This is a genomic window from Actinoplanes sp. NPDC051411 (assembly GCF_040682075.1).
Classification (GTDB): Bacteria; Actinomycetota; Actinomycetes; order Mycobacteriales; family Micromonosporaceae; genus Actinoplanes.
In genome coordinates this window covers 1-17,979 of the sequence record NZ_JBFBAD010000179.1, presented here as the reverse complement: position 1 = coordinate 17,979, position 17,979 = coordinate 1, and the positions used below count along the sequence as shown (strand labels likewise).

The following is a 17,979-nucleotide window of genomic DNA, read 5'->3' as shown; positions in this document are numbered from 1 at the left end:
GGCGCCCGGCCGGCACGCCGCGGCGCTGGCGTTTCCGCACTGAGGCCTCGCGCCGGAGCAGGGCGAGGTCCTGGGCCCCCCTTCTATGGGCCGAGGATCAGCCAGAGCCACCCGATGAGAAACAGCGCGAGCACAACAGCCAGCACCCACGTCGGGACCTTGTGGCCGCCCTCGCGGTTGCGCTGAATCTGCGCCCGGATCCGCTCGCGGCGCCGGTCAACGCGACTCAGATGCTGGTCGGGCTCGTCTTTCATAGCCCGACCAGCCTAGAAGACTGTGTCGTGCGCTCGATCGCGCGTCCGCCACTTTGAGTTGATGAGTTCAGGCTGCGCCCGACGACGGCTTCGCCGGCGGCGTTCGAAGCCTGAACTCATCACCGCGGCAACGCGCTCCTCGCTGGTGAACATCACATGCTGGCGATCAGGCGCTCCACGCGCTCGTCGTAGGCCCGGAACGGGTCCTTGCAGAGGACCGTGCGCTGGGCCTGGTCGTTGAGCTTGAGATGCACCCAGTCGACGGTGAAGTCGCGCCGCTTCTCCTGCGCGTGCCGGATGAACTCGCCCCGCAGGCGCGCCCGCGTGGTCTGCGGCGGCGTCTCCTTCGCCTCGAAGATGTCGAGGTCGTTGGCGATGCGGTCGACCTGCTTGCGTTTCTCCATCAGCGCGTAGAGGCCGCGGCCCCGGCGCACGTCGTGGTAGGCCAGGTCGAGCTGGGCGATGCGCGGATGCGACATCGGGATCTCGTGCTTGGCCTGGTAGCGCTCGATCAGCTTGTATTTCGAGACCCAGTCGATCTCACGGGAGACCGGGTCCAGGTTTTCGCTCTCGATCGCGTTGAGCACCCGGCCCCACAGCTCGACGACCCGCTTCGCGGTCTGGTCGCCGCCCCGGCGCTCCACGAACTCGGTCGCCTTGGCCAGGTATTCCTGCTGGATCTCGAGGGCGCTGACCTCCTTGTTGTTGGCCAGGCGGATCTTGCGGCGGCCGGTGATGTCGTGGCTGACCTCACGGATCGCCCGGATCGGGTTCTCCAGCGAGAGGTCGCGCATCACCACGCCCGCCTCGATCATGCGGAGCACGATGTCGGCGCTCCCCACCTTCAGAAGCGTCGTGACCTCGTTCATGTTGGAGTCGCCGACGATCACGTGGAGCCGGCGGTAGCGCTCGGCGTCGGCGTGCGGCTCGTCGCGCGTGTTGATGATCGGCCGGGACCGGGTGGTCGCGCTGGAGACGCCCTCCCAGATGTGCTCGGCGCGCTGCGACAGGCAGAACACCGCCCCCCGCGGCGTCTGCAGCACCTTGCCGGCGCCGCAGATCAGCTGACGGGTGACCAGGAACGGGATGAGCACGTCGGCCAGCCGGCCGAACTCGCCGTGCCGGCTGACCAGGTAGTTTTCGTGGCAGCCGTAGGAGTTGCCGGCCGAATCGGTGTTGTTCTTGAAGAGGTAGATCTCGCCCGCGATGCCCTCGTCGTGCAGCCTCTTCTCGGCGTCGACGAGCAGCCCCTCCAGGATCCGCTCGCCGGCCCGGTCGTGGGCCACCAGGTCGGTCACGGAGTCGCACTCGGGAGTCGCGTATTCAGGGTGGGAACCGACATCGAGGTAGAGCCGGGCGCCGTTACGGAGGAAAACGTTGCTGCTGCGCCCCCAGGACACCACTCGGCGGAACAGGTAGCGAGCCACCTCGTCCGGCGACAGCCGCCGCTGCCCCCGATAAGTGCACGTGACTCCGTACTCGGTCTCGAGGCCGAAAATTCGCCGTTCCATGACGAAACACTAGCCTCATCGGCCAGGCATTGGCAGTCACCACTCGCGCATTAGTCGGCACACAAGGTGCCGAACCGGCCATACACTCGGCTTCTGATGAACCTCTTGGTCACCGGCGGCGCCGGCTTCCTCGGCTCGCACTTCGTGCGATCCTTGCTGGCCGACCGACTGCCGGGTCTCTCCGGCGCGCGGGTCACGGTGATCGACAACCTTTCGTACGCGGGGAGCTTCGCCAACCTGGGCGCCGTCGTCCACGACAAGCGGCTGGACTTCATCCCGGGCGACGTGGCCGACACCGCCCTGGTCGACGTGGTGATGCGCGCCCACGACGCGGTCGTCAACTTCGCAGCCGAGACCTCGGTCGACCGCTCCGCCGCCGCCGCCGCCGGCTTCCTGGAGTCGAACGTCCTCGGCACCCAGGTCCTCCTCGACGCGGCCCGGCGCCACGGGGTCCCGCGCTTCGTGCAGATCTCCTCCGACGCCGTCTACGGCCCGCTGGAGACCGGGGCCTACGCCGAGGACGCACCCCTGACCCCGACGTCGCCGTACGCGGCCACCAAGGCCACCGCCGACATGCTGGTGCTGGCCGCCCACCACACGCACGGCACGTCGGCGACGGTGGTCCGGCTGTGCTCGATCTTCGGGCCGGGCCAGCACCCGGAGAAGTTCGTCCCCCGCACCGTGACGTCGGTGCTGACCGGCCGGCCGGCCGTCACAAGCGACTCGACCCGCGACTGGCTGCACGTCGAGGACTGCTCCCAGGCCGTGGCCCGGGTCGTCACCGGCGGCGGGCCCGGCGAGGTCTACCACGTCGGCGGCAGCATCGAGCTGACCGAACGCGACGTGGCCGGCATCATCGTGGCCGAACTGGGCTCACCGGGCGCCCGCATCGAGCCGGCCGCCGTGGCACCGGGACACGACCGGCGGCGGGCCCTGTCGGACGAGAAGTTGCGGACGCAACTCGGCTGGCACCCGGCGGTCGAATTCGACACCGGACTGATCGGAACGCTGGCCTGGTACCGCGCGAACCAGGACTGGTGGCACCCCCTGCTGACCTTCTGAGTGGCCCCGGTGTCCCGGGTCGCTCCGGGCCGCACCTCATCTGGACCAGCGCGTCCTGGTGGGCCGGCCGATTCAACCGCCCGGGTACGACAGTTTCCGGCCGTCGTCCACCGGACGGCGAAAGGGCGCGGCCGCAGCGGCCGCGCCCTTGTCGATCCCGCAGGGGTCAGGAGTTGTCGCCGTTGACGCCCTCGCCGGTCGCGTCGGCGTCGCCCTCGTCGCCCGGCGCCTCGTTCGCCGCCGGCTTGTCCCCGGCCGCCGGCTTGTCTCCAGCCGCCGGCTTGTCCCCGGCTACCGGCTTGTCCGCGGCCGCCAGTTTGTCCTCGGTTACCGGGGCGGCCGAGACGGTCGGCTTGTCCTCAGCCGGGTTGGGCGGGGCCGCGTCCACGTCGCCCAGGTCCTTTTCGGCGACGTTCTTGTCGCCCCCCAGGAGCTGGATGAGTGAGTGGCCGGTGATGCGGCGGAAGGTGCGGCCTTTGCGCCGCCGGTCCAGCACCGCGACCTCCAGCTGCTTGGCGTCCAGGCTGCGGGTGGCGCCGTTCTCGCCGCCGACGCTGCCCAGGGCCTCGGCCGCCAGGGCCAGGGCGGTGACCAGGTCGGCGCCGGTGTCGTGGCGCTCGCGCAGCACGGTGGAGATGGCCTCGGTCTGGCCGCCCATCGCCATGAAGCCGGGCTCGTCCATGACCGAGCCGTCGTACGTGATGCGGTAGAGCTCGTCCTGCTCGGGCGACGCGCCGACCTGGGCGATGCAGATCTCCACCTCGTACGGCTTCTGCGTCTCGGTGAAGATCGCGCCCAGCGTCTGGGTGTACGCGTTCGCCAGTGCGCGACCGGTCACGTCGCGCCGGTCGTACGAGTAGCCGTTCAGGTCGGCCATCCGGACGCCCAGCCGGCGCAGGTTCTCGAACTCGTTGTAGCGGCCGACCGCGGCGAAGCCGATGCGGTCGTAGATCTCGCTGATCTTGCGAAGGGTGGTGATGTTCTCGGCGACCAGCAGGACGCCGCCCTCGTAGGTCAGAACCACCGCGGAGCGGCCGCGGGCGATGCCCTTGCGGGCGTACTCCGAGCGGTCGCGCTGGACCTGCTCGGGTGATGCGTAGAACTGCATGGCCACGGGTGGCTTCTCCCTCTCGTCCCTCGTGCTGTCGATCGTTGAGAAAGAGCGGGACTCAGCCGCCCGGGTTCTCCATACGGCCCGCGACCACGGCCTCGGCCACCGCGTTGATCTCGGTCTCGCTCAGGCGGTGCGTGCCGTTCGCCGTCGCGCTCATCACCACCGGGTAGATCTTGCGGGTCAGGTCGGGGCCGCCGGTGGCGGTGTCGTCGTCGGCCGCGTCGTAGAGCGCCTCCACGGCCAGCCGGACCGCCTCGTCGGTGCCCACGCCCGAGCGGTACTTCTTCTTGAGCGCCGACTTGGCGAACAGCGACCCCGAGCCGATCGCGTCGTAGCCGGTCTCCTCGTAGAGCCCGCCCGCCACGTCGAAGCTGAAGATGCGGCCCACGCGGCCCGGGTCGACCGGTGCGAAGTCGAAGCCCGCGAACAGCGGCACCACGGCCAGGCCCTGCATCGCCGCGCCCAGGTTGCCGCGGACCATGCCGGCCAGGCGGTTCGCCTTACCGTCGAGCGAGAGCATCGTGCCCTCGATCTTCTCGTAGTGCTCCAGCTCGACCTGGAACAGCCGCATCAGCTCGATGCCGATGCCCGCCGTGCCGGCGATGCCGATCAGCGAGTACGCGTCCGCGGTGTGGACCTTCTCGATGTCACGGCTGGCGATCAGGTTGCCCATGGTCGCCCGCCGGTCGCCCGCCATCACCACACCCTCGCTCGTGGCGATGGCCACGATCGTGGTGGCGTGCGGCGCGATGTCGGCCGACAGGCCCGGAGGCAGCGGCCGGCGGCCCGGCAGCAGCTCGGGGCGGGACTCGGTCAGGAACTGCGTGAAGGAGGACGTCCCCGCGTTGGTGAAGAAATCCGGTAGATGCCCGGACAGATCAAAGTCCTTTGCCACGTGGTTCCTTTCAGATACGTGATCGCACTGGCGAGGTACTCAGGATTGTCACGGAACTGCCCGAGACCGCCGTTGCAGTTGAAGCACAATATCCCGCGCACCCGCCCGGGGCGATGATCGTGATCGACATGTTGGGGGTCGGGCGCGCCGCAGATCGCGCACACACCGCCTTGCACTGCAAGAAGCGTGTCGACGAAGTGCTGCCCGATGCCGTAACGACGCCGCAGGTGGTATTCCCGTGAACCGCCATGAAGCCGTTGCCGCGACTCCGCGCCCCGCGCGTTGTGGCATGGCTTGCAGTATCGGCCGTGCCCTCCGCTGTCGTTCCGGCTTCGGGGGAACTCGGCCAGTGGCTGGCTCTCGCCGCAGTCCGGGCAGTAGCGCTGACCCTCTGGAACCGCGCGTTTGACCTGAACATCTCGGCCGTGCTGCTCCTGAAGCCGCTTGGCATAGCTGGCCTTGGACCGCTTGTTGTAGCACTCCTTGCAATAGCTGCCGTGACCGCTAGGCCGCTTGCTGCTGGCGCAGAAAAGGTCGAGCGGCTTCCACTCACCGCAATCGCGGCAGCGGCGCCGCCCGCCCTCGTCATCATTCGGGAGAGGCATGTCCGAATTGCCCGGCTATGCCCTATTCGCCCCCTTTTTGTACATATCCGCGGACGAACTCTTCTGCGTTTTCTTCCAGAACTGAGTCGATTTCGTCGAGCAGGTCGTCGACGTCCTCGGTGATCTCGGCGTGCCGCTCGGCTACCTCAGGGTTGGCCTCGACGGTGACGTCCTCGATCTCCTCGTCCTGCCGGCTCTTTCCGGACTGCGACTGTCCGCCGGTGTCTCGGGTTGCCATCGGTGTCCCCCTTCTCAGCCACCCGAAGTCGCACAACATCGGGTGTGAAAAACCTACCTCGCCGCTACGACACTTCCGCTGCGCGGGCGCGAGGTTTTCCTCAGCGGCTCGTAATGACCTCGAGCAGGTCCTTGGCGCTCTCGCACTTGTCGAACAGGGCGCCCACGTGCTTCTTGGTGCCGCGCTCCGGTTCCATCATCGGCACCCGCACGAGCGACTCCCGGCCGACGTCGAAGATGACCGAGTCCCAGCTCGCCGCGACCACTTCGGACGCATACTTCGCGAGGCAGGTGCCGCGGAAGAACGCCCGGGTGTCCTCCGGCGGCTCGTACATCGCGCGCTGGGTCGCCTCCGGGTCGAGCAGGGTCTTCATCGACCCGCGGGCGACCAGGCGGTGGTAGAGGCCCTTCTCGGGGCGCACGTCGGCGTACTGCAGGTCGACCAGCTGGAGCTTCGGCGACGACCAGCCGAGGTTTTCGCGCTCGCGGTAGCCCTCGAGCAGCCGCAGCTTGGCCACCCAGTCGAGGGTGTCGGACAGCAGCATCGGGTCGCGGCCGAGCTTGTCGAGCGCGTCCTCCCACCGGTCGAGCACGTCGGCCGTCTGGTCGTCGGCGTCGTCGCCGGCCCGCTCGTCGACGAACTGGCGGGCCCGCTCGTAGTAGGCCCACTGCAGGTCGAGCGCGGTGAGGCGGCGGCCGTCGCGCAGCCGGATGAGGTGCTTGAGCGACGGGTCGTGGCTGACCGCCTTGAGTTCGCTGACCGGGTCGGCGATGCCGAGCTCGCCGGTGAACACCTTCTCCTCGATCATGTTGAGCACGATCGAGGTGGTGCCCATCTTGAGGTAGGTGGCGATCTCGCTGAGGTTGGCGTCGCCGATGATCACGTGGAGGCGGCGGTATTTGTCGGCGTCCGAATGCGGTTCGTCGCGGGTGTTGATGATCGGCCGCTTGAGGGTCGTCTCGAGGCCGACCTCGACCTCGAAGAAGTCGGCCCGGGAGCTGAGCTGGAAGCCGCTGCCCGAGCCGTCCTGGCCGATGCCGACCCGGCCGACCCCGGTGAAGATCTGCCGGGTGACGAAGAACGGCGTGAGGTGGGCGACGATGTCGGCGAACGGGGTCTGCCGCCGCATCAGATAGTTTTCGTGCGACCCGTACGACGCGCCTTTGTTGTCGGTGTTGTTCTTGTAGAGCTGAATGCGGTGGGTGCCGGGGATCGTCGCGGCGCGCCGCGAAGCCTCGGCCATGACCCGTTCACCCGCTTTGTCCCATTTGACGATATCAAGGGGATTAGTGCATTCTGGAGTGCTGTATTCGGGGTGCGCGTGGTCGACGTAGAGCCGGGCGCCGTTGGTCAGTATCACGTTGGCGAGCCCGAGATCCTCGTCGGCGAGGGCGTCGGCCGGGTCGTAGGCGGCCCCGGAATAGGTGAAACCGCGGGCGTCGCGCAGCGGCGACTCCTCCTCGTAGTCCCACCGGGCGCGGCCGTTGCGGTTCAGCTCGGGCCTCGCACCGTAGGCGTTGACCACCTGCGACGAGGTGACCATCGGGTTGGCGCCGGGCTGACCGGGGACCGAGATGCCGTACTCGACCTCGGTTCCCATGATCCGTCGAACGCTCATGTGACCACTCCGCCCCTTTGAACCCGGACCGCCACGCTGCTGCCCCTGCTGCTCATGTATCGAGCCTAGACGCTCTCGCGTGCGTTCTCGCCCCGCCCCGTGCCCGGCGCGGCACGCTGGGCGACCAGAACCGGGGCCGGGCGCGCGGTGAGGCGCCGCCCGAGAGCCTGCCCAGGGATCTCCACGAACCGGTAGGAAAGCCACGCGAGCGTGATCGCGACGGCCAGGTAGGTGACGCCGACCGCGAGCCGCACCGCGAGGCTGTGCGACGGCAGGCCGGGGATGAGCCGCGGGATCAGCCCCAGCACGATCGCGTGCAGCAGATAGAGCGAATAGCTGATCCGCCCCAGCCAGGTCAGCGCCGGCGGGACGGAACGGTTCCTCATCGCGTACGCCAGCAGGAAGGTGACGGCGACGGCGGCGACGTTCGCCGGCCAGACCCGATGGCCCGAAGGGCCGAGGTAGGTCCAGTGCGCCCCGATGACGCCGAGCGCGACCACGGTCAGCGAGAGAACCGCCGCGAAGCGGCTCAGCTGCCCGCTGTGCGCCCGGTAGACCACGGTCCCGGCGAACATGACCGCCAGCAGTTGCAGGCCCTGCCACGAGGCGATGGTGGTGCTGTCGGGGGCCGGGTGCCCATCGAGGGCGGGCAGGAGCAGAAAACCGATGCCGACGGCGCCGGCCGCGAGGGCCAGGCGCTCCTTGATGTACGCGAGGAGGCTGAGGCACAGAAGCACGGCGAGCACCACGGCGGTGACGCGCCGGCCGGCGAAGTTCCCGGCGAACAGTCCGTTGGGCAGTGTCGGGCCGAGCAGCAGGCCGGCCAGGGCGAGACCGGCCGCCCACCAGGCGCTGTACCGGTGCAGACGCCACGCGAACAGCCCGGAGACGACCAGGTAGAACACCATCTCGTAGGACAGCGTCCAGAAGACGCGGACCGCCCCGTGCAGGCCGAGCAGCTCGGTCATCATCGTGGCGTGGCCGAGGACGGCCGACACGGTCTGGTGGGAGAACGACTCCTGCCAGCTCCCCCACCCGGCCAGCGCGAGCGCCCCGACCAGGGCGATCGCCCCCAGATAGGCCGGGTAGACGCGGCAGAGCCGGCCGATCCAGAACTTGCGCAGGTCGCCGTGGCGTTCCAGCGACATCGGGATGACATAGCCGCTGACCAGGAAGAACAGCAGCACGCCGTACTTGCCGAGGTCGATGTGCCGCATGATCGCCAGGTGCCGCGCGTTGCCGAGCATGAGCGGGCTGAGATGGAACCAGACGACCGTCAAGGCGGCGAAGCCGCGCAGGGCGTCGAGCCAGGCCAGACGTATCGGAGCGGGTGCCGTCACGCCTGGTGCAACGAGAACGCGGGCGGAGGGAAACCCTCCGCCCGCGTCCCTTTATCGGCTTTACAGGTATTGGCCGGTGTTGTTCGCCGTCTCGATGGAACGGCCGGCCTCGGCGCCCTTGCCGCCGGAGACGAGCGTACGGATGTAGACGATCCGCTCGCCCTTCTTGCCGGAGATGCGGGCCCAGTCGTCGGGGTTGGTGGTGTTGGGGAGATCCTCGTTTTCCCGGAACTCGTCGACACAGCTGTCGAGCAGGTGCTGCAGGCGCAGCCCCTTCTTGCCCGAGGTGAGGAACTCCTTGATCGCCATCTTCTTGCCCCGGTCGACGATGTTCTGGATCATCGCGCCCGAGTTGAAGTCCTTGAAGTAGAGGACTTCCTTGTCACCGTTGGCGTAGGTGACCTCGAGGAAGCGGTTCTCCTCGCTCTCCGTGTACATCCGCAGGACGACCGCCTCGATCATCGCGGCCACCGTCATGTCGCGGTTGCCGCCGTGCTCGTTGAGGTCGTCGGTGGAGAGCGGCAGGCCGGCCAGGATATACTTCGCGAAGATGTCCTTGGCCGCCTCGGCGTCCGGACGCTCGATCTTGATCTTCACGTCGAGCCGGCCCGGGCGCAGGATCGCCGGGTCGATCATGTCTTCCCGGTTGGACGCGCCGATCACGATCACGTTTTCCAGGCCCTCGACGCCGTCGATCTCGCTGAGGAGCTGGGGAACGATCGTGTTCTCCACGTCGCTCGACACACCCGAGCCACGGGTGCGGAAGATCGAGTCCATCTCGTCGAAGAACACGATCACCGGGGTGCCCTCGCCGGCCTTCTCGCGAGCCCGCTGGAAGACCAGGCGGATGTGCCGCTCGGTCTCACCCACGTACTTGTTGAGCAGCTCCGGGCCCTTGATGTTGAGGAAGTAGCTGGTGTGCTTCTCCTCGCCGCGCCGCTCGGCGATCTTCTTGGCCAGCGAGTTGGCCACCGCCTTGGCGATCAGGGTCTTGCCACAGCCGGGCGGGCCGTAGAGCAGGATGCCCTTCGGCGGGCGCAGCTGGTGCTCCCGGAACAGGTCGGCGTGCAGGAACGGCAGCTCGACCGCGTCGCGGATCTGCTCGATCTGGGCGTGCAGGCCACCGATGTCGGTGTAGTCGACGTCGGGGACCTCCTCCAGGACGAGCTCCTCGACCTCACTCTTCGGGATCCGCTCGTAGGCGTACGCCGAGCGGGGCTCGATCATGAGCGAGTCACCCGCGCGGAGCTTGCTGATCTCGAGCGAGTCGGCGAGGAACACGATGCGTTCCTCGTCGGCGTGTGAGACGACCAGAGCGCGGTCGCCGATCGCACCCTCCGGGCCGGCCAGCACCTCCTTGAGGGTGACCACCTCACCCGACCGCTCGTAGCCGAACGCGTCGACCACGTTGAGCGCGTCGTTGAGCAGCACCTCCTGGCCGCGCTTGAGCTCCTCGACCTCGAGTGAGGGCGAGACCGCCACGCGGAGCTTGCGCCCACCGGTGAACACGTCGACCGTGCCATCCTCGTGGGCCGCCAGGAACACGCCGTAGCCGCTGGGCGGCTGAGCGAGGCGATCGATCTCTTCCTTCAGAGTGACGATCTGTGCTCGGGCTTCCTTGAGGGTCGCCACAAGCCGCTCGTTGTTCTCGGTCAGTCGGGCCAGCTGCGCCTGCGTTGCCGCGAGCCGTTCCTCGAGCTGCCGGACGTGTCGTGGGCTTTCGGTCAACTTCCGCCGAACCAGGGCGAGCTCCTCCTGAAGGAACGCGACCTGGCTGGAGAGATCGTTGGCCTCTTTTTCCCACCGTGCGGCGCGTGAATCCGCATCGTCGCTACGTGCCACGTCCCACCTCCCCGGGGGCTCGAACGTCTTGGGTTAACACTAGCCGCTGGAACCCGGATTTCGACCCATGCAACACCCTCGTCACCGACTCTTGATCCGTTCGGCCGATCATCGCCAGATCCTTGTCGTAGCCGTCCGGTACGGTCGGCAGGCCCTATTTTCGCCGGTGACCGAACCGTGCCGGACGCACCGGGGGTGCGGGTCGATCCGATCTCCGCCTCCGCGACCGGCCCCGCCGGCCCGGTCGGGCGGCCTTCTCCGAGCGCGGCATCGACGGACTTGCCTGGGTCGTGCACACCGGCAGTGAGCTGCGGCGATCCCTTGAACGCGCGCGCCGGGGCGAGGGCCGCGCCACGCCCCGCGGTGACCCCCGCCACCACGGTCGCCGCCTTGCGGGGCCACGAGCCGCCGACCGCCCCGGGACGGTCAGCCAGGAGGCGGTGTGACATATGGCATTTTCGGGCCCATGCCTCGCATCGAAGCCGTTGCCGGGCTTGAGCCGGACGCGGAAAATTTACTTTCGAAACGTGCCGCCGGGCGCCTGAAACTGACTGAAGGCTCACAACGTGGGACGCCCGACGAGCGAGGCGACGACGCGCGAGAACTCTTCGAGACGCGCGATCTGCCCCGGACCGCCGTCGTCCAGCGTCTTGCCGAAGCGCAGCGCGTCGTGCCGCACGGTCGCGCGCGACTCGGCGTCGTCCATCCCGGGCGGCGGCACCGCGTCGTCGACCGAGCTGAGAAGCAGGTAGACGTCGATGCTGTCGACCCGGGCCTGGCCGTTGGCGGTGCGGGTCAGCCGGCGCCGGCAGCCCACCTCGGTGACCGTCGACAGCGGCACCACCCGCAGCGACGAGGTCATCGAGCCGACCGGGCCGTCGCCGGGCGCCACATCTTCGCCGTGCCACAGCACCAGGCGGCTGCCGTCACAGATGACGACCTCCTGCCAGACGCCGTTGACCTCGTTGACGAAGCGCTCCAGCGTGAAACAGAGCACCGAGGCGCCGCGCAGCACCCCGAAGAGCGCGTCGAGCGCCACCTCGGGGTCACGCAGGTAAGCCCGGGCGGCCGAATCCAGGTCCTGGTAGGGCGACCAGTCCGGAAACACCGCCGGCATCTCGTTGCTGCCACCGAACGGCGGAGAACTCATCGCGCCCACCCGATCCTCCCGTCCTGCGACGCCAACGCGAAGGAAGTTACCCGAGATTATTGTTCGGTGTCATTCCGCTGAGTCATTCGGCCGGGTCGCCTCGGCGTGCAGGGCCGCCTGCGCCACTCTGCGGGCCTCCAACTCAGCCTTGCGAGCGGCCAGCGCCTCGGCGCCCTTGCTCGGCTTACGGCGGCGCGGCGGCGCGGTGACACCGGGCGCGAGCTTGCGGGACGACACCAGGAACGCGGTGTGCGCGACCATCCGGTGGTCCGGGCGTACCGCCAGGCCCTCGGCGTGCCAGTCGCGGACGAGCGACTCCCAGGCCCGCGGCTCGGTCCAGCCGCCGCGGTCACGCAGCGCCTCGACCAGCTCCGACAGCTGCGGCGTGGTCGCCACGTAGCCGATGAAGACGCCGCCCGGGATCAGCGCGCGCTCGACCATGTCGAGCGCCTCCCACGGGGTCAGCATGTCGAGCACGATCCGATCGAAACCGGTCATGTCGTTGGTCGCGACGTCGCCGTCGTGCAGGTGCCAGGCCGGGTGCGGGCCGCCGAAGAACGCCTCGACGTTCTTACGGGCGATCGCCGCGAAATCCGGGCGCAGCTCGAACGAGTGCACCTCGCCCGAGCTGCCGACCGCCCGCAGCAGCGAACAGGTCAGCGCGCCCGAGCCCGCGCCCGCCTCGAGCACCTTGGCGCCCGGGAAGACGTCACCCATGGCGACGATCTGGGCCGCGTCCTTCGGATAGATCACCTGGGCGCCGCGCGGCATCGACAGCACGTAGTCGCTCAGCAGGGGCCGCAGCGCGAGATATTGGGTGTTGCCGGAGGAGGTGACAACGCTGCCGTCGGGCCGGCCGATCACCGCGTCGTGCTCGATCGCGCCCTTGTGGGTGTGGTAGGCCCTGCCCGGCTCCAGCACGATCGTGTGCATCTTCCCCTTGGGGTCGGTGAGCTGGACGCGGTCGCCGGCCCGGAACGGGCCCCGATGCGCCGGCACCGGCTCGTCGAGGATGGGCGCGGGGGAAATGGTCACTGTTGCCTCTCCGTGGAAAATCACTTGGTCGCGCGCACGCGGTGCGGCTCCAGCACCGCGGCCACGTCGCCCACCCGCAGCACGCCGACGACCTCGTCATCCGCGGTCACCAGGTATTGCGGCGCGGGGTGGGCCTGCAACGCGCGGACCACCTGCTCGCCGGACAGCCCGAGCCGCAGGGCCGGCACCGCGTCGCGCGAACGGGACACGCTGTCGACCGCCACCCATGGGCGCCGGTCGACCGGAACCCGCTCGGCGGCGACCGGGTCGACCAGTGCGGTGAGATTACCCGCCGAGTCGGTGACCGCGAGCACCACGTTGGGCCGCGGGTCCTCCGAGCGGCGGCGCTGGGCCTCCCCGAGCGAGGTGCCGGCGGTGACGGTGAGCAGCGGACGGGCCAGCCTGGACAGCTCGATCAGCGGGAACCGGCCGGTCATCCGGGCCAGCCGGATCGACTGCCCGGCCCCCTGCCAGAGAGTGAAGACCACGAGGAGCACGAAGGCCAGCCCGAAGACCGTCACGAACCCGACGTGGTAGCACCAGAACGCCACGAAGGCGGTCGCGCCGGCCAGCCCCCGCCCGGCCCAGCCGGCCGCCACGGTGGCCCGGTTACGGTCCTTGATCAGCGCCCAGATGCCGGCCCGCAACGCGCGGCCGCCGTCCAGCGGCAGCCCCGGCAACACGTTGAAGAGCGCCACGATCACGTTGCTCGCCGCGAGCTGGAAGGCGATCTGCCCGGCCGCCGTACGGTCGGGGAGCGCGAGCGTCGCCGCGGTGGCCAGCCCGCCCAGCACCAGCGAGACCGCCGGCCCGGCCAGGCTGACCAGGGCGTCGACCCGGGGGTTGGGCGCGTCGCGGTCCATCTCGGTCCAGCCGCCGAGCAGCTCCAGGGTGATGCCGCGCACCTGGATGCCGTAGTGGCGGGCGGTCAAAGCGTGCCCGAGCTCGTGCAGCAGCACCGAGCCGAGCAGGCAGACCACGAAGCCGAAGCCGATCAGGTAGCTGACCGTGCTCGGCAGGCCGAGCTCGTCCTGGACGTAGTTGCCGTAGACCAGGGTGACCAGCAGGGCGAGCAGCAGCATCGACGCGTTCAGGAAGACCGGGATGCCCAGCACCCGGCCCACCGCGTGGGTTGCGCGCCCGACCCGGCGCGGCTGTGGTGCGCTCTCGTCCACCCGGCCGTCTCCCATCTGGTGAATGCTACGGAAGCCACGCCGCCGGACCGGAATGCGTTTTCGTCGTACCCCTGCCCTAGCCTTTCCGACATGACGGCGCAGACAGTCTCCCCTCCGGTCAGCGATCGCCCACCGGGCCCCTCGCTCTCTCCGTCGCGAGCCGCCGACTTCAAGACCTGTCCGCTGCTCTTCCGCTTCCGCACCATCGACAAGCTGCCCGAGCAGCCGTCGGCCGACCAGGCGCGCGGCACGCTGGTGCACGCCGTACTGGAAAGGTTGTTCGATCTGCCGGCGGCCGATCGCACCCCGTCGGCCGCCGCCGCCCTGGTCGCCCCGGCCTGGGAGGCCCTGCTGGCCGAGGAGCCCCGCCTGGCCGAGATCTTCGCGGCCGCCCCGCCGCCCGGCCGTGACCCGGCCGCCGAGGCGGCCGAGGCCGACGCCCTGTTCGGCGCCGGTGACGAGCCGGGCCGGCTGGCCGCGTTCCTGGGCAGCGCGACCGCCCTGCTCGACGGCTATTTCGCGGTCGAGGACCCGACCCGGCTCGAGCCGGCCGAGCGCGAGAGCCTGGTGTCGACGCTGGTCGACGAGGAGCTGCTGATCCGGGGTTACATCGACCGGCTCGACGTCTCCCCCGCCGGCGACCTGCGGGTGGTCGACTACAAGACCGGCGGGGCGCCGCGCGAGGCGTTCGAGGGACGGGCGCTGTTCCAGCTCAAGTTCTATGCGCTGGTGCTGTGGCGCACCCGCGGGGTGGTCCCCAAGGTGCTGCGCCTGCTCTATCTCAAAGATGCCGAGATCTGCGACTACAGCCCCGACGCGCAGGAGCTGGAGCGGTTCGAGCGCACCCTGGTCGCCCTGTCGGAGGCGGTCGAGCGGGCCAAGCGCGACCACGACTTCCGCCCCAAGCCGAGCCGGCTCTGCGGGTGGTGCAGCCACCAGCGGTTCTGCCCCGAGTTCGGCGGCACGCCCCCGCCCTACCCGACCGCGGTCCTGCCGATTCTCGAGTCCGCGCCGGTGGACGACGATCGCTTAGGGTGACCGGCATGGATACCAGCACCCGCCGGCGGCCGCTGCGGGTGCTGCTGGCCGACGCCGCCCCGATGCAGCGTTCCGGCCTCCGGATGGCGCTCACCGGCCTTCCCTGCCTTCCCGGCGAGCCCTGCCTTCCCGACGAGATCGTCGTCGCGGGTGAGGCCGGAGACGGGGTCGAGGCGGTCTCGCTGGCCCGCCGCCTGCTGCCCGACGTGCTCGTGACCGACCTGGTGCTGCCCCGCGCCAACGGGTTGTCGGTGGCGCGGGCGGTGGTTTCGGCCGGGCTGCCGGTGCGGGTGCTGGTGCTGGCCGAACACGACGGAGACGAGCACGTGCTGGGGGCGATCGCGGCCGGCGCGGTCGGCTTCCTCCGCAAGGACGTCCCAGCCGACGAACTCGTCCGGACGGTCCGGGCACTCGCCGCGGGCGGCGCGGTGATCGCACCGGCGGTGCTGGCCCGCATCCTCGGGCGGGTGGCCGAGGCGTTGCCGGCGCCGGAGACAACCGCGGGATCGGCGCTCGACCAGCTCACCGAACGGGAGCGGGAGGTGCTCGTGCACGTGGCACGCGGCCACTCCAACGCCGAGATCGCGGGGGCGCTGCAGGTCAGCGAGACGACCATCAAGACGCACGTGGGGCACGTGCTGACGAAGTTGCGGCTGAGGGACCGGACGCAGGCGGTGGTGCTGGCCTACGAGACCGGCCTGATCAAGCCCGGCAACTGACGGGCCCGGGGCAGCGGCGATCTCCGCGGCCACATGCGCCGCCCCGACGCCGACGTCGAGACCAGGGCCGGGTCACGCGGATCTCCCTAGCCCCGCACGAGGAGCCCCGGCACGGCCCAGCCCAGCGCACCGCCCCCGCCCAGCACACCGCCCCCGCCCAGCGCACCGCATTGCCGCACCGCCCCCGCCCAGCGCACCGCATTGCCGCACCGCCCCCGCCCAGCGCACCGCATTGCCGCACCGCCCCCGCCCAGCGCACCGCACCGCACTGCCGCACCGCCCCCGCCCAGCGCACCGCCCCCCGCCCAGCGCACCGCACCGCACCGCACTGCCGCACCGCGACCGCCCAGCCCAGCGCAGCGCAGCGCCCAGCGGACCGCGACCGCCCAGCGCTCCGCCGGCCAGCGCATCGCGACCGCCCAGCGCACCGCCCTGCCCAGCGCACCGCGACCGGCCAGCGCACCTCCCAGCTCAGCGCGGCCCAGTCCACGGCCGAGCCCAGCGCACGACCCGAGCCCAGCGCACGACCCGAGCCCAGCGCACGACCCGAGCCCGGCGCACGACCCGAGCCCGGCGCACTGCCGAGCCCGGCGGGCCGGGAAGCGGCGCGCCGGGCTTCGGTCAGCGGTGACGGGGGTTGTTGGGGGTCGGGCCGCGGCTCGGGGGCCACTCGGGCGGGGCGAAGTCGGCGGCGCGGTGTTTGCGGGTGCGGGACTTCAGGGCGCGGCGGCGCAGTTCGGCGGCCGCCAGTTCGAGGGCGTAGTCGGTGCCGGGGATCATGATCAGGCCACCTTCAGGTTGTTGTGGGCCCGGTGGACGTGGATGTCGCCGCTGGCGGTGCGCACGCGCAACTCCAGGTTGGTGGGCTTGTCGGTGGGCGGGACGTCGCCGTGGTTGGTGAGGTCGCTGGTGGACTTGCCGGAGGCGGTGTCGAGATCGAGCCAGACGCCGGTGCCGGTCGCCACGCCCACGCCGACGTCGCCCGAGGCCGTGCTGATCTGGGCGCGGCCCTGGCGCAGCAGGCCGACCTCGATGTCGCCGGAGGCGGTCTTCGCCTTGAGGGAGGCGTTGCCGCTCTGGACGTGGATGTCGCCGCTCGCCGTCTCGGCGCTGACGTCACCGGTGACGTCACCCACGCGCAGGGTGCCGGAGGAACTCTTGATGCGGAGGCCTCCGCCGACCCGGGCGATCGACAGGTCGCCGCTGGCCGCGTCGAGGAGGGCGTCACCGGTGACGTCTTCGACCCGGACGTCGGCCGAGGCGACGTTGAGCTGGACCACCGAATAGGTGCCGGCCGCCCGGACGTCGGCCGACGAGCTCTTGCCGGCCAGGGCGCTGCCGGCCGGCACCCGGATGCTGACCGCGAGCTTCGGTGATCGTCGCCAGCTCCAGTATTCGGAGCCGGGGACCTGCACGAGCAGGGTGTCGTCCTCCAGCACGACCAGGGTCTTCTCGGCTGCCTCGCGGCTGTTGTCGTTCATCGGGGTCACGTCGACCTGGATCGTCGAGCGCTCCTCAGCCGTGATCTCGACGTGTCCGCCGTGGGCGCGCAGGGCGACGGTGACGGGGGTGGCGCGGTCGAACTCGTACATGAGGGGTTCCTCTCCCTGAGAAGGTCAGGCTTCGAAGAAGCCGGTGATGCGCTTGCCCGGGCGGCCTCGACCGCCCTGCGGCGACGGGCGGGACGGCTGGTTGACCGCGGACATCACCGCGCGCACCAGCCAGGCGTTGACCGAGACGTTGAGCTCGGCAGCGAGCTGCTCGACGTGCGACTTGAGCGCCTCGGGCATCCGCAGGGTGATCCGGATCAGGTCGCCGCCGTCGAGGACCTCGGCACCGGGGGTGGCCGGCTGCTCGGCCGGGGTGTCGTCGGTGGCGGTCTGGTTGACGACCAGGTCGGCCTCGCGGCCGCGCAACCGCACCTCGACCGAGGTGTCGTTGAGCCGGGTGGTGATCTCGGCGGCGGCGTCGGAGAGCGCCTCGAGCAGCACCAGCCGGGCCGACGACTCGAGCGCGCCGCCGAGCAGCTCGGCCGCCCGGGTGGTCTCGGGGCCGCCGGGTGCGGCCGCCGCGTGGAGGTCGGCGCGGAGCGTTTCGAGGTACGGCGTCAAATCCATGACCCCACTATGACGTCATTGATGACGTCAGTCAAGCGTCACCGTGACACCAGTTTGCCGTCTCAGGGACGACCCTGAGACGGCATGGGGGTGCGCCCCGTACCGAAATCCGCGTCGCGGTCAGCCGTGAGACGGACGTATCGCGTGTCGGCGCCCGTGACACTGAGGTGGCCGGGGCCGGGGCCGGCGCGCCCCCCGCCCCCACCGCAGGTGTCGGGGGTAAAAATTTCGCACACGCCGCCGCGGGGCGGGCCGCGGGGGGGGGT

General features: G+C 70.2%; 18 protein-coding genes and 1 pseudogene. 4 read left to right on the top strand and 15 right to left on the bottom strand.

Annotated elements, in window-relative coordinates; genetic code table 11:
• Positions 1-83 precede the first annotated feature (83 nt).
• Together AB0M88_RS48625 and pafA are read right to left on the bottom strand one after the other, a co-directional pair.
• Positions 84-254, bottom strand: a complete 171-nt coding sequence (locus AB0M88_RS48625) for a hypothetical protein (protein WP_364114303.1) — start codon at positions 252-254, stop codon at positions 84-86.
• Positions 255-406: 152 nt separating this feature from the next.
• Positions 407-1,765 carry a Pup--protein ligase gene (gene pafA, locus AB0M88_RS48620; RefSeq protein ID WP_364114302.1) on the bottom strand — a complete coding sequence of 453 codons (1,359 nt, stop codon included), beginning with the start codon at positions 1,763-1,765 and terminating at the stop codon, positions 407-409.
• Between the two features lie 96 nt (positions 1,766-1,861).
• Between pafA and AB0M88_RS48615 the strand changes: the two genes are divergently transcribed.
• On the top strand, positions 1,862-2,827 hold the full coding sequence (locus AB0M88_RS48615; protein ID WP_364114300.1) for a GDP-mannose 4,6-dehydratase: 966 nt from the start codon (positions 1,862-1,864) through the stop codon (positions 2,825-2,827).
• A 439-nt stretch (positions 2,828-3,266) separates the two neighbouring features.
• Here the strand turns inward: AB0M88_RS48615 and prcA are convergent.
• The 3 genes and pseudogenes from prcA to AB0M88_RS48600 all read right to left on the bottom strand — a co-directional run.
• Positions 3,267-3,941 (bottom strand): annotated as a pseudogene (prcA, locus tag AB0M88_RS48610) (proteasome subunit alpha); the annotation flags it as partial.
• 55 nt (positions 3,942-3,996) lie between these two features.
• The gene (prcB, locus tag AB0M88_RS48605; RefSeq protein WP_364114298.1) at positions 3,997-4,836 is read right to left on the bottom strand and encodes a proteasome subunit beta; all 840 of its coding nucleotides are present in this window, start codon (positions 4,834-4,836) and stop codon (positions 3,997-3,999) included.
• A complete protein-coding gene (locus AB0M88_RS48600; RefSeq protein ID WP_364114306.1) occupies positions 4,755-5,012 on the bottom strand; it encodes an endonuclease VII domain-containing protein in 258 nt (85 codons plus the stop codon). Before AB0M88_RS48600 ends, prcB begins: the two co-directional genes overlap by 82 nt.
• On the opposite strand from AB0M88_RS48600, the gene AB0M88_RS48595 reads away from it, so the two are divergent.
• Complete coding sequence (locus tag AB0M88_RS48595; RefSeq protein WP_364114308.1) at positions 4,950-5,078, top strand: hypothetical protein; 129 nt, start codon at positions 4,950-4,952, stop codon at positions 5,076-5,078. The genes AB0M88_RS48600 and AB0M88_RS48595 overlap by 63 nt on opposite strands.
• A 385-nt stretch (positions 5,079-5,463) precedes the next feature.
• On the opposite strand, the gene AB0M88_RS48590 is transcribed toward AB0M88_RS48595, so the two are convergent.
• From AB0M88_RS48590 to AB0M88_RS48560, 7 genes are all read right to left on the bottom strand, one after another.
• Positions 5,464-5,679, bottom strand: a complete 216-nt coding sequence (locus AB0M88_RS48590) for a ubiquitin-like protein Pup (RefSeq protein WP_364114296.1) — start codon at positions 5,677-5,679, stop codon at positions 5,464-5,466.
• Between the two features lie 100 nt (positions 5,680-5,779).
• Complete coding sequence (gene dop, locus AB0M88_RS48585) at positions 5,780-7,297, bottom strand: depupylase/deamidase Dop (protein ID WP_364114294.1); 1,518 nt, start codon at positions 7,295-7,297, stop codon at positions 5,780-5,782.
• A 65-nt stretch (positions 7,298-7,362) separates the two neighbouring features.
• Positions 7,363-8,637, bottom strand: a complete 1,275-nt coding sequence (locus AB0M88_RS48580) for an acyltransferase (RefSeq protein ID WP_364114292.1) — start codon at positions 8,635-8,637, stop codon at positions 7,363-7,365.
• Positions 8,638-8,697: 60 nt separating this feature from the next.
• Complete coding sequence (gene arc, locus AB0M88_RS48575) at positions 8,698-10,479, bottom strand: proteasome ATPase (protein WP_364114290.1); 1,782 nt, start codon at positions 10,477-10,479, stop codon at positions 8,698-8,700.
• A gap of 559 nt (positions 10,480-11,038) precedes the next feature.
• Entirely contained in the window at positions 11,039-11,629 is a 591-nt protein-coding gene (locus AB0M88_RS48570) for a hypothetical protein (protein WP_364114288.1), read from the bottom strand.
• Between the two features lie 69 nt (positions 11,630-11,698).
• Complete coding sequence (locus tag AB0M88_RS48565) at positions 11,699-12,664, bottom strand: tRNA (adenine-N1)-methyltransferase (protein WP_364114286.1); 966 nt, start codon at positions 12,662-12,664, stop codon at positions 11,699-11,701.
• Between the two features lie 20 nt (positions 12,665-12,684).
• On the bottom strand, positions 12,685-13,746 hold the full coding sequence (locus AB0M88_RS48560; protein WP_364114304.1) for a M50 family metallopeptidase: 1,062 nt from the start codon (positions 13,744-13,746) through the stop codon (positions 12,685-12,687).
• Positions 13,747-13,929: 183 nt separating this feature from the next.
• Between AB0M88_RS48560 and AB0M88_RS48555 the strand changes: the two genes are divergently transcribed.
• Positions 13,930-14,877: a PD-(D/E)XK nuclease family protein gene (locus AB0M88_RS48555; RefSeq protein ID WP_364114284.1), complete on the top strand. Its 948-nt coding sequence runs from the start codon at positions 13,930-13,932 to the stop codon at positions 14,875-14,877.
• 5 nt (positions 14,878-14,882) lie between these two features.
• Complete coding sequence (locus tag AB0M88_RS48550; RefSeq protein WP_364114282.1) at positions 14,883-15,596, top strand: response regulator transcription factor; 714 nt, start codon at positions 14,883-14,885, stop codon at positions 15,594-15,596.
• Between the two features lie 621 nt (positions 15,597-16,217).
• Here AB0M88_RS48550 and AB0M88_RS48545 read toward each other — a convergent pair.
• Genes AB0M88_RS48545 through AB0M88_RS48535 form a run of 3 tightly spaced genes read right to left on the bottom strand, consistent with a single transcriptional unit; the run spans position 16,218 to position 17,713 of the window.
• Positions 16,218-16,376 carry a hypothetical protein gene (locus tag AB0M88_RS48545; protein WP_364114280.1) on the bottom strand — a complete coding sequence of 53 codons (159 nt, stop codon included), beginning with the start codon at positions 16,374-16,376 and terminating at the stop codon, positions 16,218-16,220.
• 2 nt (positions 16,377-16,378) lie between these two features.
• Positions 16,379-17,188 (bottom strand): DUF4097 family beta strand repeat-containing protein, encoded by an 810-nt coding sequence (locus AB0M88_RS48540; protein WP_364114278.1) that lies wholly within the window; start codon positions 17,186-17,188, stop codon positions 16,379-16,381.
• A 24-nt stretch (positions 17,189-17,212) separates the two neighbouring features.
• A complete protein-coding gene (locus AB0M88_RS48535) occupies positions 17,213-17,713 on the bottom strand; it encodes a hypothetical protein (RefSeq protein ID WP_364114276.1) in 501 nt (166 codons plus the stop codon).
• Between the last annotated feature and the right edge of the window lie 266 nt (positions 17,714-17,979).